The organism is Burkholderia sp. HMSC10F09, assembly GCF_001806955.1.
Taxonomy (GTDB): Bacteria; Pseudomonadota; Gammaproteobacteria; order Burkholderiales; family Burkholderiaceae; genus Burkholderia; species Burkholderia multivorans.
In genome coordinates this window covers 31917-50072 of the sequence record NZ_KV786841.1, presented here as the reverse complement: position 1 = coordinate 50072, position 18156 = coordinate 31917, and the positions used below count along the sequence as shown (strand labels likewise).

The 18156-nt window shown below is 64.3% G+C and carries 11 protein-coding genes and 1 pseudogene; 8 read left to right on the top strand and 4 right to left on the bottom strand.

Annotation, left to right across the window (positions count from 1 at the left end; translation table 11 throughout):
* The 7 genes and pseudogenes from HMPREF3115_RS21905 to HMPREF3115_RS31690 form a co-directional block, all read left to right on the top strand.
* Positions 1-792: AAA family ATPase (locus tag HMPREF3115_RS21905; RefSeq protein ID WP_141751715.1), on the top strand; the 792-nt coding region annotated here is incomplete at its 5' end.
* A 38-nt stretch (positions 793-830) separates the two neighbouring features.
* Positions 831-1952: a type VI secretion system protein TssA gene (gene tssA, locus HMPREF3115_RS21900; protein ID WP_006409504.1), complete on the top strand. Its 1122-nt coding sequence runs from the start codon at positions 831-833 to the stop codon at positions 1950-1952.
* A gap of 68 nt (positions 1953-2020) precedes the next feature.
* Positions 2021-4582 (top strand): type VI secretion system Vgr family protein, encoded by a 2562-nt coding sequence (locus tag HMPREF3115_RS21895; RefSeq protein WP_070556037.1) that lies wholly within the window; start codon positions 2021-2023, stop codon positions 4580-4582.
* Entirely contained in the window at positions 4582-5622 is a 1041-nt protein-coding gene (locus tag HMPREF3115_RS21890) for a DUF4123 domain-containing protein (protein ID WP_070556035.1), read from the top strand. Before HMPREF3115_RS21895 ends, HMPREF3115_RS21890 begins: the two co-directional genes overlap by 1 nt.
* A 146-nt stretch (positions 5623-5768) precedes the next feature.
* A complete protein-coding gene (locus HMPREF3115_RS21885) occupies positions 5769-6602 on the top strand; it encodes a DUF3304 domain-containing protein (RefSeq protein ID WP_035489415.1) in 834 nt (277 codons plus the stop codon).
* Positions 6595-8877, top strand: coding sequence for a DUF2235 domain-containing protein (locus HMPREF3115_RS21880; protein WP_070556033.1), 2283 nt, complete (start codon positions 6595-6597; stop codon positions 8875-8877). The genes HMPREF3115_RS21885 and HMPREF3115_RS21880 overlap by 8 nt, the downstream gene beginning before the upstream one ends.
* A 53-nt stretch (positions 8878-8930) precedes the next feature.
* Positions 8931-9794: pseudogene (locus tag HMPREF3115_RS31690) on the top strand (hypothetical protein).
* Between the two features lie 75 nt (positions 9795-9869).
* Here the strand turns inward: HMPREF3115_RS31690 and HMPREF3115_RS21870 are convergent.
* The 4 genes from HMPREF3115_RS21870 to HMPREF3115_RS21855 all read right to left on the bottom strand — a co-directional run bounded on the left by HMPREF3115_RS21870 (position 9870) and on the right by HMPREF3115_RS21855 (position 16893).
* Positions 9870-10829: an OmpA family protein gene (locus tag HMPREF3115_RS21870; RefSeq protein ID WP_069219953.1), complete on the bottom strand. Its 960-nt coding sequence runs from the start codon at positions 10827-10829 to the stop codon at positions 9870-9872.
* A 4-nt stretch (positions 10830-10833) separates the two neighbouring features.
* Complete coding sequence (gene tagF, locus HMPREF3115_RS21865; RefSeq protein ID WP_006400525.1) at positions 10834-11823, bottom strand: type VI secretion system-associated protein TagF; 990 nt, start codon at positions 11821-11823, stop codon at positions 10834-10836.
* Positions 11820-15749, bottom strand: a complete 3930-nt coding sequence (gene tssM / locus HMPREF3115_RS21860; RefSeq protein WP_053297731.1) for a type VI secretion system membrane subunit TssM — start codon at positions 15747-15749, stop codon at positions 11820-11822. The genes tagF and tssM overlap by 4 nt, the downstream gene beginning before the upstream one ends.
* 298 nt (positions 15750-16047) lie before the next feature.
* A complete protein-coding gene (locus HMPREF3115_RS21855; RefSeq protein ID WP_006415101.1) occupies positions 16048-16893 on the bottom strand; it encodes a M15 family metallopeptidase in 846 nt (281 codons plus the stop codon).
* A 121-nt stretch (positions 16894-17014) separates the two neighbouring features.
* On the opposite strand from HMPREF3115_RS21855, the gene HMPREF3115_RS21850 reads away from it, so the two are divergent.
* A complete protein-coding gene (locus tag HMPREF3115_RS21850) occupies positions 17015-18001 on the top strand; it encodes a phage tail protein (RefSeq protein ID WP_070556029.1) in 987 nt (328 codons plus the stop codon).
* Positions 18002-18156 lie beyond the last annotated feature (155 nt).

Below are 18156 nucleotides of genomic sequence, written 5' to 3'. Positions count from 1 at the left end.
GGGCCGTCCGGCGTCGGCAAGACCGAGACGGCGCTGGCGCTCGCGGACATCCTCTACGGCGGCGAGCGCAAGATGATCACGATCAACATGAGCGAGTATCAGGAGGCGCACAGCGTGTCCGGGCTGAAGGGTTCGCCGCCGGGCTACGTCGGTTACGGCGAAGGCGGCGTGCTGACCGAGGCCGTGCGGCGCAATCCGTATTCGGTCGTGCTGCTCGACGAGGTCGAGAAGGCGCATCCGGACGTGCTCGAGATGTTCTTCCAGGTGTTCGACAAGGGCATGATGGACGACGCCGAAGGGCGCGAGATCGACTTCCGCAACACGCTGATCATCCTGACGTCGAACGTCGGTTCGGCCGCGGTGATGCAGGCGTGCCTGAACAAGCCGGCCGAGGAATTGCCCGATCCCGATGCGCTCGCGGAGGCGCTGCGCCCGCAGCTGTACAAGGCGTTCAAGCCCGCGTTCCTCGGCCGGATGAAGGTGGTGCCGTACTACCCGATCTCCGACGACGTGCTCGCCGAGATCATCGAGCTGAAGCTCGAACGGATTCGCAGCCGCATCGAGGCGAACCACAAGGCCGCGTTCGAATGGGACGAATCGCTCGTCGACGCGGTTCTCGCGCGCTGCACCGAAGTCGACTCGGGCGCACGCAACGTCGACCACATTCTGAACGGGACGCTGCTGCCGGAGATCGCGGGTCACGTGCTGGGCCGGATCGCCGACGGCGCGTCGATTACGCGCATCGCGGTGTGCGCGGACGACGCCGGCGAGTTTGCGTATACGGTCGAATGAGCGCGCCCCTTCCGATGCATCAACGGATTTACTGAACCATGCCCATCAATCTCCCCGAGCTGCTGACGCCGATCAGCGATGCGTCGCCCACCGGCGACGACCTGCTGTTCTCGAACGAATTCGACGCGATCCAGGAGGCGCGGCGCTACGACGATCCGACGCTCGATCAAGGCGAGTGGGTGACCGAGATCAAGGAGGCCGACTGGGGCCTCGTCGTCGAGCGCGCGACCGACCTGCTGCGCACGCGCACGAAGGATCTGCGCGTCGCGGTGTGGCTGACCGAGGCGCTCGCGCTCGAGGACGGCATCACCGGTCTCACCGAAGGCTATGCGCTGCTGGAAGGACTGTGCCGCGAGTATTGGGACACCGTTCATCCGCTGCCCGAAGGCGAGGACGTCGAATACCGGCTCGGCAACGTCGCGTGGCTGGCCGGCCGCACGGCCGAGCTGCTGCGCGGCATACCGATGACGGACGGCGCGGCGAACGCGTTCACGACGCTCGACTGGGAGGTCGCGCAGCACGTGGCGCAGGCGATCAAGCGCGATCCCGAGCATGCGGACGACATCGCGCGCGGCAAGCCGTCGGTCGAGCAGATCGATGCATCGCGGCGCGTGACGCCGATCGCGTTCTACGCGACGCTGCTCGCGAACCTGAAGGCATTCGAGTTCGCGCTCGATGCGTTCGAGGACACGCTGGTCGCGCGTGCAGGCGATGCCGCGCCGAGTTTCCGGCAGACGCGCGATGCGTTCGAGACCGTGTATCGGCTTGCCGAGCGCTTTGCGCGCGAGCAGGGCTATACCGGCAGCGCGCCGCATAAGGAAGTGCCGCCCGCCGCGCAGCCCGAGCGCATCGAGCCGAGTTTCGGCACGCCGATCCAGACCGAGGAGACCCACGTGCAGTCGCAAACCGCTCCGCGTCCGCCGGCGACGCAGATGATCGCCGGCATTCAGAACCGTGCGCAGGCCGTCGATCAGTTGCGTGCGGTCGCGCGCTACTTCAGGCAGACGGAGCCGCATAGCCCGGTCGCGTATCTCGCCGACAAGGCGGCGGAATGGGCCGACATGCCGCTGCACAAGTGGCTCGAGAGCGTCGTCAAGGATGACGGATCGCTGTCGCATATTCGCGAGCTGCTGGGGGTGAGGCCGGACGAGCAGTCGTGAGCGACCGGGCTTTCGACCTGAGAGCGCGGGCCCGGCGGGTTCGCGAGGAACAACAAGAAGGGTGACGTATGAACGTGACCGAACTGATACAGGCGATTCGCGGCGGGCTGATTCAGCAGGATCGTCTGCTGAAGACCGACATCCCGTCGCTGCCGAGCAATGCACTCGTGCCGCGCCGCGCAGTAATCCGCGCCGAACTGGGCCGCGATTTCAGCGTCGCGCTCGACTTCGTGTCCGCTGCGAGTGACATCGAGCTCAAGACGCTGATCGCCAAGCCGATCACGCTGTGGATCCAGCAGGCGGACAAGTCGTATCTGCCGATCAACGGATATGTGCATACCGCTCGCCGGCTCGGCGCGGACGGCAGTCTGTCGAGCTATCAGTTGACGTTCGCGTCGTGGATGCACTTCCTGAAGTTCCGCAGCGATATGCGCTACTGGCAGGACGAGAGCGTCGACGCGATCCTGGCCGACGTGTTCGATACCCATCCGCAGGCGAAGGGCCGGTATCAGTTTGCGTTATCGAAGCCGCTGCCGTCGCGCTCGTACTGCCGCCAGAGCGAAACCGACTGGAACTTCGTGCATCGGCTGATGGAGGACGAAGGGCTGTTCGGGTTTTGGCGGCACGCGGAAGACGGCAGTGCGCACACGCTTGTCGTGACCGACGATCTGCATGCGGTCGACGCGCTGTCGCCGAACGTCGTCAGGTTCGACCGGTCAGGCGCGGGCACCGAAACCGCGGGGTTTACGCAGTGGGCCGCGTCGCGGACGCTGCAAAGCTCGCTGCATACGACGCGCACGTTCGACTACAAGTCGCCTTCGTCGGCCGCCAGTCCGAACGGCACGTCGTTGCCGACGAAGAGCGGCCAGGGCGATCTGCCGGAGCAGGCGGAAATCTACGAATACACCGGCGCGTACACGTATCCGGGCCAGGATCGCGGCGAACAGCTGTCGAAGATTCGTCTCGAGGAATGGGAGTCGCGCGCGAAGCGCTTCTTCGGCGTGGGCGGCGTGCGCGGCATCGACGCGGGCCGACGCTTCACGCTCGCCGATCATCCAGAGCATGACCGCGATTCGGCGCAGGATCGCGAATTCGCGGCGATCGCCGTGAGCCGGTATGTCGAGAACAACCTGCCGCTTTCGGCCGAGGAGGCGCACTTTCCGCACAGTTTGCAGGACGAACTTGCGCGGGTGAAAGCGGCGTACCGCGATGCTGCGGCATTCGTTGTCGGCCACGACGACGGCTCGGCAGGGTTCTATCTCGTCGAGGTCGAAGCGCAGCGCGCGAGCGTGCCGTACCGCAGCCCGCTCGTGCATCGCAAGCCGGAGATGCAGCTCGAAACGGCGGTCGTCGTCGGTCCGCCGGGCGAAGAGGTTTACACCGACGAACTGAACCGGATCAAGGTGATGTTCGTGTGGGATCGGCAAAGCGAAGGCCGCGAGAACGCGTCGTGCTGGGTGCGCGTCGTGCAGTCGGATACCGGCGGCGGTTACGGCGGCGTGCATATTCCGCGCGTCGGCGAGGAAGTGCTGATCGGCTATGTGGGCGGCGACTGCGACCGACCGATCGCGTTGCACCGCGTGTATAACGGTGCGACCGCGCCGCAGTGGCACAGCAACGGGATTCTGTCGGGCTTCCGGTCGAAGGAGTATGCGGGATCGGGGCACAACGAGATGGTGCTCGACGACGCGACCGGGCAGAACCGCGCGCGGCTGTTCAGCAGCAGCGCGAATTCGCTGCTGCATCTCGGCTATCTGATCGAGCAGGACGGCAACACGCGCGGCGCGTATCTCGGTTCGGGGTTCGATTTGCGCACGGACGCGTATGGCGCGGTGCGCGCGGGGCAGGGGCTGTATGTGACGACGCATCCGAAGCAGGCGAGCAGCCAGCCGCTCGATGTGTCGGAAGCGCGGCAGCAGCTCGTCAATGCCGAGGGGCTGATCGAGTCGATGTCGCAGGTCAGCGAGATGCATCAGGCTGCGGGGCTCGGCGATGGGCACGATGCGCTGAAGCAGTTTGCCGATGCGACGCAGAACAGCGTCGCGGGCGCGACGGCGGGTGGCGGCAGGACTGGCGGTGGCGGGACCGGGAATGCGAATGCGTTCAAGGAGCCCGTGATGTTGTTTGGGAGTCCGGCGGGCGTCGCGTTTTCGTCGCAGCAGTCGGTACACGTGTCGGCCGATCGGCAGACCAATATCGTCAGCGGCCAGAGCACGTTCATTGCCAGCGGAAAATCGCTGATTGCCGGCATCCGCGATCGCATCAGCCTGTTCGCGCAGAATGCCGGAATGAAGCTGTTTGCCGGCAAGGGGAAGGTCGAGATACAGGCGCATGCGGATAGCGTCGAGGTCACTGCGCAGAAGGTGGTCAAGCTGATGTCGGCAACCGAGCATGTCGACGTGGCCGCCAAGCAGGAGGTCCTGCTGACGTCGGGCGGCGCCTATATCCGGATCAAGGGCGGCAACATCGAGATTCATGCGCCGGGGAAGGTGGATTTCAAGGGCGCGCAGCACCAGTTCAACGGACCGGCCAGCATGCCGTATCCGCTGCCCGCGATGCCGGGCGGAACGTGCAAGCAGTGTGTGCTGAATGCGCATAGCGGGCGCGAAGCAATGGTCGAGGCGGATTGATGGACGAGCTTAACGACGTGACCGGTCGGAATGACGCGACTGGCGCAAACGAAACCATCGACACTGCTCGGAATCCGCGCGAGCCGGAGTGGCCGGCGTTTCTGGCAATGCTGAAGGCTTCGCTGGCTCACACCGACGAAGTCGGCAGGGCGATGCGGCTGTATGTCCTCGTCGATACACGGGGCTATCAGGAGCTCGATGTGCGACTCGCGACGGTGCATCGTCTACGCTACGCGTCGCTGTGGACCGATACGGGGCTCGAAGCCTATACGGATATCGCGCCGTACCTGATCGCGTTCGATCGCGACACGCTTGACGACGAGAATGCCGAGCAGCATCGGCTGCTGCGCCAGCTGTGGCTTGATGCGGTCGATCTGCATGCGGTGACGTGGATGTGGTCGACGTGGTCGTTCGATGCGCTTGATGCGCATCTGCGCCGGTACGTGCAGTACAAATTGCCGAACGGTCGCGCGTACTACCTGTTCTTCTTCGACAACCATGTGTTCGACCGTATTCGACGGGTGTGGAGCGATGCGCAGACACGGCAGTTCGTTGCGCCGTTCAACGAGATTCGGTATCGCGATCGACAGCTCGATGAGGTGGTGTGGCGCAACGATGCGCCGGCGGTCGAAGGAGCGATGCCGGCGGCCGATGCGGCGGGACTCAGCGAGCAGCAGCATGCGAAGTTGATCGAGCTCGGGTATCCAGACAAGCTCGTGCTGAAGTTCAGGGAGACGATGGCGGCGGTGGTCGATCACCTGTCGGATGCGGAGCTTCACGACCTGGTTGTCGAGCAGCTCGATCGTGCGGCGGCGCACGGGATCGTCGATGAGGTCGGGCTGCTCTCCTATGTCGTGACCGGCGTGCAGGTTGCGCCGCGGTTCGACGAGCATCCGATCGTGAAGTCGTGTCTTGAAGCGGCGTCACGCGGAGAAACGAGCGTCGATGCAGCGCTGGCGTCGATCGATGATGCGACTTGGGATGCGATTCGCGACATGCATGAGCGGGAGTTGCTGGAGGCGCGTGAGGATGCGGCGTAGGCTCGCGGTAGCGGTGGGCGCGATTGCGATGGCTCTGGGCTTGAGCTGAGCTATGTCGCTGAGGGCATGCCGAGGATTGCGGTCGGGTCTATGCCTGTGTCGCGCGCTGAGAGCGATTCAAAAGGAAAACATCAATGAGTAGAGCAATGAGATTGTCGAGTCTGATGAGTCGTACGCTGGCGGGGTGTTTGCTCGTGGTGGCAATGACTGCATGCGGAAAGTCAGAGCCGACGTATACCGGGATTTCGGTAATCGCGCACAACTATCTGCCATACAACCTGGACGGATTCACGATTACCGACGCATACGGTAACAAAGCTGGGGGGGGTAATAGCTTGCCAGGTGGCGGAGGTGGCGTGACGTGCTGCTACAAACTTAAAGGCACGGAGTTTACAGTCAAATGGAACTATGTCGACGTTGACCAGTGGCACAAGGGCAACGAACAGACGCTTCACGCGGAGGCCAAGGTGACGATGCCGCCGGCGCAGGTTCCAGAGAAGGTCGGTGATCGAATTCTCGAAGTGCACTTTTATCCAGACCGTCACATCGAGTTCCAGTTTCCTGGTGCGCTGATGGATGAGTCGCGCATCCCAATGGTCGATGTGTCGCGTTGGATGGCGAGTCAGTATCAGACGCAGTTGAACAAGCGGTACGATGAGCGCGAAGACCAGCAGTTTCGTCGTGTCGCCCGTGTGGTCGCGATTGCATGGCTGAAATACCATCTCACCGATCTCGACGATCTGAAGCAATACGCTTACTACAATCTGCTCGTCAATAATCGCTTCGACTCGCATCCGGAGATTCAGCGCATCCTGCAAGCGGACGCCAGCAAGCCGGGGGCCTTTGCGAAGGCGATGCAATCGTTGCCGAAGAAGACTCTGTCTGAATTGACGAGCGGCAAGTTCGAGTCGGTAGCGGTGCCGTCCCTACCCGATGGACTGGTTCCGCCCCCGCGCGTAGAGGAGAAAAAGCATGGCTGAAAGAATCAAACTGGATCCGGATGATGCAACACCGGCATCGGCGTACATGCAGATCGTCAATCAGAACGCGACCATGTACCCGAAGAGCGATTGCATGCCTTGCGGGGCGACGATCCGTATGGGTTTTTTCTTCGATGCGTTCGGGCGCAACCGAGATATAGACGATAAATCGAGTTCGCGGTATTCAAATATCGCCCGGCTTTGGGAGGCACATCGTGACATTGAGGACCCGAGGCGACCAGCGAACCAGTTCTGGTTTCGCTTTTACTATTCCGGCCTGGGTACGCCGCTGAACGACGATGCCAAATCCAACACATGGAACAACATTGGCGTAGCCGCCGCCAAACTGGCGGGCAAGAAGCTCGCCAAGGGGGCGTCGTCGGTGGCCCAATCGTTCGCGCGTGTCAATACGCCGCTCAAACAGGCCGACGTAAAAAGGCGGGTCGACGACGTGAAAAAGCAGTTTCTCGCGGGAGATTTTTCGTTTCGGCCAATCGAGAAGGCGTTCGAGGATTTTCGAAAGGATATTGAGCACATTCCTGCTCAGGCGCGTCGAATCGCGAATGTGCTGAATGCGTCGCCGGAGCGAATCTGGGAGCGAACCAAGGCCACTGGCACGTTGCTGTGGCGCAATGCCAAGAACGACGCCAAGGCGAACATTAAGGGAACCCCGATGAAGGCGGCCATGGCCGTTGCGCGCGGACTCTTCGTTGGCTTGGCGATGGAGAACGTACCGATCGTACGTGACAACGCTGTCATGGCCGAGGCATTCGGAACTGGCGTCGACACCCGGTTGATCGCGGCCAGGGATCAATTCGAGGCTGCATACCATACCGTCAAGAACCAGATGCCGAAGGTTCGCCTCATCGAGGTATCGGTCTTTGGGGCGGATCGGGGATGCGTGCTCGCACGTGCGTTTATCAACCATCTAGCAGAGAAATACAAACGCAGGGACGATACGGATCTTGCGATTGACGGCGTATCGATTCAGATCAAGTTTGTCGGTCTTCTCGACGCCGTTTCGTCGATCATGTCGGAGGAGGCCGGCGAACTGATCGGGATGGTGCCTTATCTTGGATTGCTAAAAACCAGCTACAAGGATCGGCCTCTCGGCATTCCGGCAAGCGTCCAGCGCTGTGTTCATTTCGCTGCTGCGCATGAGATGCGCTTCTATCAGCGTCTTGATAGTCTCGAGAAAACCCGCGGCGAGCAGTTTCTCTATCCGGGCACTAGTTGCGATGTCGTCGGTGGAGCACCGAACGGGTCCTTGGGTTTTAATGCCGAACTGATGAGGATCCCGCTGCAAGATATGTTGCTGGAAGCACTGAAGGCGGGGGCCGCTATGGACACGATGGAGGATCTGTATCTGTACAACGCACCCGTGTTCCAGCGCTTCAAGCTCTCTGATCCAATCAAATGCGATGGAAGGGAATACCGGATTAGGGCACTGGTCAACGCCTACCGCGCACTCGTCCCCCGCAAAGCCGGCATCGACCTCGTCTCCCATTCGAAAATCTTCCTGCGCTGGATTGCCGTCCGCTATCAGGACCCCGAATTCCGGCGCACGATGTCCGACCCAGTGGCGGACTGGAAGCGCAACATGGCCGACGCCGACCTGCAGCGCAAGACGACGAAGTCGAAACTCGACTGGGAACTGCAGCGCCAGGGCATCAACATGAGCATGCTGGCGAGTCGGAGCCCCGCCGATCAAGCGACGTTGCGGGGGATGAAGGCGGCGAGCGACGCGGCGCAGAAGCGTTACGAGAAGTTGCTCGCCGAGGCGCCGAAAGACTACACGACCGTGTGGGAACGTCTTCACAAGGAGTCGGAAAGGACGCTGTACCGCGCGTCCCTTCAGGACGGCTTGCGGAAATCAGCAGAACGAATCCGGAACACGCCGGACACATGGGATTCCGATAACAAGGCGAGCGCGGACGCGATCGAGGCAGCCATGCTGCCCGAACCTCAGATGGAACTAGTGTCCGCCTGGAGAGAAGGAATCGAAGGCAAGCACCCGCTTCCTCCCGACGTGATGGCACTATTCGATCTGCTCGTTCACGACACGTTGTTGACGAGTTGGCAGGATCACGTGCTCGCGCCGTCGCTGTACTTCCGCACGCGGGACACGGACGAGTTCGGGGTCTCCGATCTCGACAAGGAAGCAAAGCAACGCCAGAAAGACGATCGCGTCGCTGCTCGAATCGACCAGGCCGCCAAGCAGAGCAAGGAATGGGCGCGCGGATACAAGGGCGGCGCAACGCCTTCCGTCCATTGAGCGGCGACGAGAACTTCCTACCGCCGGCCGTCGCCCGGGCCGTATGGTCCGCGATTCTGCCGAACGCGCTGGCGGTAGCGCGTACGTTCGTCGTGTTGCGAATTGCCGCGGCCAATCTACTATTCGTGTCGATCGCAGCATGCAGCAATCCGAGCCGACCTATGTGGCTGTTTCCACGGAAGCACTGAATTACCTGCCGTACAACCTCGCTCGATTTACGATCACAGACCAATACGGCAATAAGGCCCGCGGAGGTGGCGATTTGGAACCGGGAGCGGGCGAGGGCAGCATCGCATGCTGCTATTCGCTGAAGGGCACGAACTTCAAGGTTCAGTGGACGTATTACGACGCGGACGACTGGCGGACCGGCGAGCAGGTGAAGAAGCAGCAGGCGGAAGCGAACGCATCGCTGGCTCCGACCAACGTGCCGGACTCGATCGGTTCGCGCATTCTCGAGATTCATTTCTACCCCGATCACCATGTCGAACTGGCATTTTCTGGCGAGATGCTGGGGAGTACGCGCTTGCCCATCGTGGACGTATCGCGCGAGCTGACGAAACGATACGGAGAGCAGCTCGACGAGAAACGGGGACAACGATGCCCAGCTGCATCGCCGAATTTCGCGGACGGTCGCGGCAGCGTGGCTCAGGTACCGCTTCACCGATCGCGATGATCTCGCGCAATACGCGTATTTCGCGCTTCTGGTGAACGCCCGGTTCGACGCGCACCCGGCGGTGCAGAAACGCATTCGGCCGAGCAACGGGACGCGCGGCGCATTCGCGAAAGAGATGGCCGCTTTGTCGCCGGACATTGCGGCGGAGCTGGCGCAGGATCGATTCCCGTCGGTTGCTGTGCCGCCGATCGAAGCGGGATTATTGCCGCCGCCGCGCGACGATAGCCGAGGCAGTCGAGGCTGACGCACACGGGCGTGCTCGGGCCGCGTCAATGACGCGTCCCGTTTCGAATTCGGTCAAACGGCCCCGTCTCCCCACCTACTGCCCAACCCGAAACTCGATCCGCCGATTCCTCGCCCGCCCGTCCGCCGTATCGTTCGGCGCGATCGGCTGATCCGGCCCGACGCCTGTCGTCGTCATCTGCTGCGGCGCGATTCCTTTCGTGATCAGATATCCCTTCACCGCATCCGCCCGAGCCTGGCTCAGCGCGATGTTCGACGTCCGGTTCCCCGAGTTGTCGGTATGCCCGATGATGTCGACGGTCCGGTTCTGCAGCTTCGCGAGCGCGGCCGCCATCTGGTCGAGAATCTGCTTGCCCTGCGGCGTCAACGTCGCGCTGCCGGTCTCGAACTCGATCGTGCGGTTCGCGAGCGTTTGATCGAGCAATCCCTGCTCGGACGCCGACACACGCAACCCGTTCCGGATCGTATACGTCGGGTTCAGCGTATTGGCCATGTCGCTTGCGATCTGCTGACGCTGCGCCTCGTTGTGCACCTCGCCCTTCATCTCGATCTGCGTGCCGTTGATCTTCAGCTGCCCCTTGCTGATCTGCTTGAGTTGCGCACCGAGCAGCTTCTGCACGTTCGCGCTCCAGTTCGGCGGCGTCGCGACGTCGCCGACCTCGATCTGATCGACGACGTTTGCGGCGCCGTACGTGTCGCGCAGCTTCTGCAGCACGGCGGCCTTGGTCGCTTCGTCGGGCACCTTGCCGCCGACCACAACCTGGCCGGGCGTCGCATTCGCAGGCGGCGGCGCAAGCGCGCCGGCCGTGCCGCGCACGAGCGTGCCGGATGCGGCCACGCTTGCCGAACCTGCGCCGGCATTCGCGGGCAGCGCACTCGCCGCGACGGTGCCGTTGCCGACCGGCGTGACGGTCGCGCCACCGGCGTTCTGCGCGTAGGCCGCACCGTTGCCGACGAGGCCGGCAGCGAGAAGGGCGGCAACGAAGGACGACAAGCGCGACAAGCGCATACGCCGGACATGAATCGTACGTTGCATCCCGTCAACCTCCGATGAACGCTTCGCGGAACGCGTCGATGGCGACGCGCAGCGACAGCTGTGGTTGATCGAGATAGCTGACGAGTTTGCTGACCTGCGGATCGTTTTGCGCATGGGCGTCGATCCACTCGGGATCGTCGATATCGATGTTGTGGGCGGCGTACGTTTGCGGATCGACGACGCTCAGCAGCGTCTTCGCCGACGCACCGTTGAACCCGATGATCAGTCGTTCGCGCTCGGCGATCGTACCGATGAAGATCGCGAGCTCGAAATCGGCCTGCGCGACGAACGGCGCGATCAGTTCGAGCCAGAACGCGGCGACGAGGCTGCGGTAGAACGGATCGACGGGCAGCGGCAGCGTGAGGCCCCGTTCGATATGCGACGAGCCGCTCTGCATCACCGGCCGCAGGAGCGAGCCGAGCGCGAGCATCGCGCCGCGCAGCCGCACGGGATGGCCGCTTTCGAGCAGCATCTGCTGCAGCCCGTACAGCGACTGATGTTCGACGAAGTCGTTGAACGTGCCGTCATGCGACGTGCCGGGCCCGCCGATGTCGATCGGCACCTGCGTGTCGCCGAGCGCCTGCAGCGCGCCGGGCGGCTCCTCGCTCGCGAGCAGCGGCGCGATCTGCGCGGCGACGCGCGACCACAGCCGCGCGAACGCGAGCGGGCTGCGTGCGAGGAACGCGAGCGGCCGGTCGACTTCGAGCGCGGTCGCGCCGAGGAACGGGAAGCGGCGCATCGATACGTCGTGGCTCGCGACCATATGGCCCGCGATCGCCAGCTTGCTGCGCGAGCCGAGGAACGCGAAATGCATCGGCTTCGCATCTTCGTAGACGATCTTCCAGCGCGGATCTTCCGCAAGCAGTTCGAGCGCCTGCGCGATCCAGCGATCGAGCGTCTGCAGCAACTGCGGATTGTGCGCGCTCTTCACGAAATCGCCGCGCGAAGGAATCTTGCCGAAATAGGCGACTTGCGCCTGAACGGTTTGCGTCATTGCGCCCCCTGTGCATTCGAACCGGTAGCGGCCGCGACGGTCGGCGCGGCGGCCGGCGCGCCGGCGCCGGCCTGGGCCGCGTTCTGTGCGGCGCCCGCGCTCGCGTCGACGACCGACGACGGCAGTTGCAGCCCGCGCAGGCTCTGCTGCTGCGGCTGGTCGCCGCCGCCGCTTGTCGGCTGCGACGTGCTGATGATGCGCATCGTCACCGACACGCTCACGCTGCCCTGCGTCCACGTGAGGTCGAACGTGCCGTCCGGCCGCCGCTTGCGCTGCGCGGAGTTGATCAGTTTCTCGAGACCGTAGCGGCCGGGCTCGTTGACGAGCTGCACGGTGCGCCCGTCGAACGTCGTCGCCGACAGCGTCGCGCCCGGCGAGCCTTGCGGGTTCGGCCACACGAAGTTGGTCCACTGCGGCGGCGTGTTGCGGTAGCGCAGCTGCTGGCCGTCGATCGCGACCGTGTATTCGGTCGTGCCGGTGCTCGGCTGCGGCAGGATCTGGAACACGGTCTGCGGTTCCGACGACGCGGCGGCACCGCCGGCCGCGCCGCCCGCGAGCGGTGCGACCCAGCGCGCGAAGCCGTTCGTGAAGTCCGGCGCGAGCGCGAGGCCCATGTCGCCCCACGTACGCGCGGCGAGCGTATCGCCGCGGCGGACGGCGAGCGGCCCGAGCGTCGTGCCGACGAACTTCGCGATCGAGCCGTCCGGACCGAACACCTGCGCGATTTCGCCGGCGCCGGCCTCGACCTTCGCGTTCGCCGCGAACGGATACTTGGTCGCGAGCGAGCTCTGGAACGGCTGATAGACCTGCGCGTTCCACACCTTGTTGACCTCGACGCTGGCCGGCTGAATCACGACCGAGAACGCCTGCATCAGCGGACGCACGAGCAGCGGGCGCAGCGCCTTGCGTTGCGAATCGGTGAGGCCGGTCAGCATCTGCTCGTCGACGAACTTCAGCGAATCGGCGAGCTCCGAGCCGTTGCCGTCGAGCGTCTGCTGCATCAGCTGGCGCGCGCCGGGCCCAGGATCGCCCTGGTTCTTGATCACGTTGAAGCGCGTGCGCACCTTCGACAGCGTGTCCATGTAGCCCTTCAGCATCGACGTGCCGTCGTGCGTCGCGACGATTCGCGCGAGGCCGATGAACTCCTGGCCGATCGGGCCCATCGGCACCTCGACCGGATTGCCGTTGATGTCGATGTTGGCGGCCGCAACCTGGCCGGCCTGCGAACGCGTGAACAACTGCTTGACCCAGTTCACCACGCCGGTCTGCGCCTTCTTGATCGCGACGTTCGCCAGCGACGGGTTGTCCCACGAGGTCTGCTCATACGCGGTCTCGAGGATCTTGCGGATCGGCGAGTCCTGCGGGTCGCCGAGGCGGTTCATGCCGTCGACGGCCTGGCCGAAGCTGCTGAAGCCTTGCACCGCGATGCCCTGCATGAACTTCTGCCAGTGCTGCGCGTACTCGGTCTTGTACATCCCGACCAGCGTCTTCTGGATCTGCTCGGGACTGCCCTCGAGCGTGAGGTCGTCCTGCGTCGACGTATTGAGCACCCAGTCCTTCGCCTGCAGCTCCTTGGTCGCCGCGTCGCGGATCGCAGGCTGCACGTAGTCGAACCACGCGTCGCGCGTGAACGTGCCCGGGATCGCGTAGCTGCCGGCAATCAGCCCCTGGTTGCCGTCGCCGACGATGCGCGCGACGGTCATCGGCGCGAAGCGCGTCGACGCGCGTGCCTTGATTTCCTCGTACACGCGCTGGCGGGCCGGCATGCCGCGCACCACGCGACGCAGGTTCTCGCGCGTCTGGTCGACGAGCGCGAGGTTCGCGTCGATCATCGGCCAGTCGTCGTCGTTCACGCGCGCGAGATAGAACGAGATCATGCGCTCGGCGCTCTTGATCATCTCGTCGCGCGGCATGTTGCCGCGATTCGTCTCGAGCCAGCCGCGCCAGAAGCGCGCGAGCTGGTCGGTCAGGTGCGCTTGTTCGACGTGACGCTTGTCGGACAGCATCAGGTAGGTCTTCAGCGCGTTGTACGCGTCCTGCACGTTGGTCGGCGACGCGTCGCTGTACAGGCCGCCTTGCGGCGCGGCCGGCGGTTGCGGCGCGACGAGCGCGCCCGCGACGGACGACGACGGTTGCGCGGCGCCCGCCGGGTTCGTCGATACCGGCAGCGCGCTCGCCTGCACGGCGCCCGATTCGGGCGGCCGCGTCATCGGCACGAGCTGGTCGGGGTGTGCGTTCACGTCCTTCAGGAACGATGCGAGGTTCTGCGAAACCGGGTTCAGCAGGATCTGGCGCACGCCGTTGTAGTACTCGGTCAGCAAGTGCTGTTCGAGACGATCGCCCTGATACAGGCCGAGCGACACCGACAGCGGCTTGTCGCGGCGGAACTGTTCGAGCTGCTCGATGCGGTCCTCGAGGATGTCCATCGCCTGCAGCCGCGACTGCAGATCGTTGCGGCCCTGCTGCAGGCGCGTGACGTTGTCGAGATCGGCCTGCACGTTCGCGACGAGCTGCTGGTTGCCGATCGTCGACCACGTCCAGCCGCCGAGCGCCAGCGCGAGCGCCGCGACGAAGCCGAAGAAGGTCGCGTAGCGCAGCCGCGTCTTGGTCGGGCTCGCGAACTGGCGCACGGTCTGGCGGTCGGCGAAGATCACCTTCGAGAACAGGTCGCGCAGGAAGAAGCCGTTCTTCGAGAACGCGCTGTGCGGCTTCGGCAGCGCGCTCGCGTCGAGGCCGAAGCGGTGTGCGATGCGCTGCGCGGCCGCGCTGCTGGTTTCGCCTTCCTGCAGCGCGCTCGTGAAGTAGAAGCCGCGGAAGATCGGCTTGTACTGGAACGGGTTGTTCTCGAACAGCGTCGCGAGGAACGCGCGCAGCGCCGGCTTGATCGTCGAGAACTCGAGCGGGAAGCTCAGTTGGCCCGGCGACAGCTGATGGCCGCGCGACAGCGACAGCTGCGCGATGCTGATTTCCTTCAGCCCTTCGTAGAGCTCCTCGAAGCGCTCGTCGAACAGCGCGACGACGTCGCGCTTCTCGTCCGGTTCGTACGGCAGCGTCGCACCCCACACGCGGTCGTACTCGTGCTTGTCGCTGCTGCTGAAGAATTCGGTGAAGCCGGTGATGAGGTCGGCCTTCGTGAACATCACGTAGACCGGCGCGAACACTTCGAGCTTTTCCGTCAGTTCCTGAACGCGCTGGCGGAGGTTCTTCGCGAGATTGATCGCGAATTCGGGGCGGTTGCCGGTGAGTTCGGCAATGCTCGCGGTGACGATGATGCCGTTGATCGGCGCCTTCGGCCGGTAGCGTTTCAGCAGGCCGAGGAAGCCGAGCCATTCGCTGCGGTCTTCCTCGTGAACCGAGTAGCGGCCCGCGGTGTCGAGCAGGATCCCTTCGGTCGTGAAGAACCAGTCGCAGTTGCGCGTGCCGCCGATGCCGTGGATCACGGCGCTGTTCTTGTCGGCGAACGGGAACTGCAGCCCCGAGTTGATCACCGCGCTGCTCTTGCCGGCCGCGGGGTTGCCGATCACGATGTACCACGGCAGTTCGTACAGCGCTGAGCCGCCCGATACCTGGCCGATCTTCGAGGTCTTGATCGTCTTCACCGCATCGGACAGGCGCGTGCGCAGCGCGTCGAGGTCGGCCGTCTTCGCGTCGGGCGCGACGGCCGCCGCGGCGGGCGCCGCGATCTTGCCGGTTTCGGCCTGTTCTTCGAGCACCTCGCCGAGCTGCCGGTTCGCGCGCTTCACGCGCCAGCGCCGCCAGAGCGCGACCGCGAGCCACAGCGCGAGGATCGCCGCGAGCGCGATCGCGGCCCACAGCAGCGGCAGCTGCAGCATGTCGGCGACGATGAAGAGGATCGCCGCGAGCGCGACGATCCCGACGATCGAGAGCGTACGCGGGTGAGTCAACACGTTGAGGATGCGTTGCATAGGACGTTCAGGTTCCGGTGCGATTCGGTGAGGCGACGGGCGTGCGAGCGGCAAGCGTGACACCGCGACGTGTCGCCATGCTGTCAAACGGGGTGAAGGGGGCTGGCATCAATGCGCCCGCGGCATCGGAGAAGGCGCGCGCATGGATGAAAGGACGCTGTGAGTTTTAAAACGCTGGCGGCGGCCGGAAAAAATCGCGCATCGAAATGCCCGATCGATTGCGCCGCCGATATCGTTTCCTGTCGGGTGATTAACAAGCCCCATGCCGCCCTCATTATTTCCTGTCCGGCAGCCCTGGCTAGCTGCCGCGTCCCAGTTTAAAACCGGGTTTATGGTATTCCACGTGCCCGAGATCCATCATTTTCCATCGGCCGCCCCACGTGAGACCGACCTGTTCGGCCACCTGTCCGTACAACTGGTAGCCGCGCATTGCCCACGGATCTTTCTCGGAAATGACGAGCTTGCCGTCGCGCAGGAATGCATTGTCGGCCGCGAGCCCGAATTGGTGATAGCTCTGGAACGCCGCCGCATTTGTTACGTTGCTGCCCATCTGCGCGAGCCGGTTTTGCCGTTCCGGGCTTCGATAACCCTCGAGCAGCGCCATTTCATAACCGTACTGCTCGTGCATGATCTTGTAGACCAGCAGCAAGCGCGTACGGAAATCCGGATCGAGCAGATTCCAGTCGCGGCTCGCGTCCTTCAGCGCCGGCCTTACCTGCTCGACTTCCCGCGTGGCAAAGACTTCCGGCGGCAACGGCGGCGGCGGCACGAGCTGCTCGCCCTGCAATAGCGCGGCGATCTTTTCGTCCGGCACGCGCGCCGTGTCGTCGTACTGAAACAATTGCCTGCCGCGTAACGCAATCGCGACCAATGGCGGCGTCGCAAGAATACCCGCCGAGACCATAATCATCAAGCGCCGCCGAACCAGTAAATTTTGCACGTCGCTCAGCGTGCTGCGCGTGACGCGTGCCGATTTAACAATCTGACTTCGTGCGCGTGCGGCGCGATCGTTCGCGCGGCGCGTAAGACGGCCGTGAAATTGCGCGACGGAATCGAAAACCGTCGCGCGGATGCCTGGTAAAAGCAACAGTGCCGCAACGGCGACGGCAACGGCGAAATAGGCGACGAGTGCGACGGCAATCAATGAAATCCCCGGAAATTGGAATTGATTGTGTTTTGCAATGCTTGCTCTTAGAATCAGGCTGCTTCGAGAGGCCGGGCTATATTATCGCGGTGAATTAAACCAGGATTCAATGAGACGCTGAATGAGTGCGCCGGAAAATTCAAATTCGAAAACTCCACCGAGCCTGCTGTCCGATACAAAGCCGGCGGACAACGGCGGCTCGCAGCCGTCGCGCATTCTCGCGGATCTGGAAGGACGCGTCACGCCGCCGGCCGAGCCGCCGCGCCGATCGCTGAAGGCGCCGATCGCCGCCGTCGTCGCGCTGCTGGTCGCCGTCGGCGGCTGGGGCGCATGGCGCTGGCAGCAGCAGTCGGCCGACGAGCCGGCCGCGGTGGCCGCCGCGCCCGCGCAAGAGGCCGGGAAAGCGACGCCGGCAAGCGGGGCGACCGCGCAGGTTGCGCAGAACGGCGCATCCGCGGCGTCGGCCGTGCAGCCGGCGACGATCGTCAACGACGAGCCGGCATCGGCAGCGGTTGCGTCCGCATCGGCACCGCCGGCAGCGGACGACAGCCGGCTGTCGCGCGCGCTCGCGAACGGCGCCGACGAGGCATCCGGCGCGACGACGGCCGGCGCAGCGGCGACGGCCGCCACGGCGGCCACTGCTGCCGCGACGGCGGCTGCAGCCGCCACGACGGCGAAAACCGCGAAGGCCGATGCGAAACCGGACGCGAAGAGCGCGAAGGTGGCCGCCCGCAGCAAGGCGGACGCCAAGGTCGACGCAAACGCCGAGGCCCGCAAGCACCGCAAGGAGCAGGCCGAACTCGCGCAGAAGAAGCATCGCGACACGTCGGTGCGGACGGCGTCCGCGAAGGACGATCCGGACGCCGACCTGCTCGCCGCGCTCGTCGCACGTACGAAGCCGGCCGACAAGAAAGCGGCCGCGCAGAAGGCGCAGCCCATGCCGACCAAGGCGGCAGCCGCGACCGGCGGCTCGCTCGCGGCACGCGTGAAGGAATGCTCGGAGCGCGGCTTCTTCGAAGATCAGCTGTGCCGCTGGAGAGTCTGCGACGGCCATTGGGGCAAGGATCCGGCGTGCCCGACTGCCGCGCAGTCGGACGCGCGCCAGTAAGGCTCCGCACGCAGGGAATCGCCGCATGCGCGCCGCCCACCGGGCGGCGCGTTGCTTTTGGGGCCCATGCATCGGCGCGGCACAGTCGCAGCAGGGCATACATGACACTGTCACGAAACCGTCACACATGTGCGGCATACGTCATGTTTCCCTTC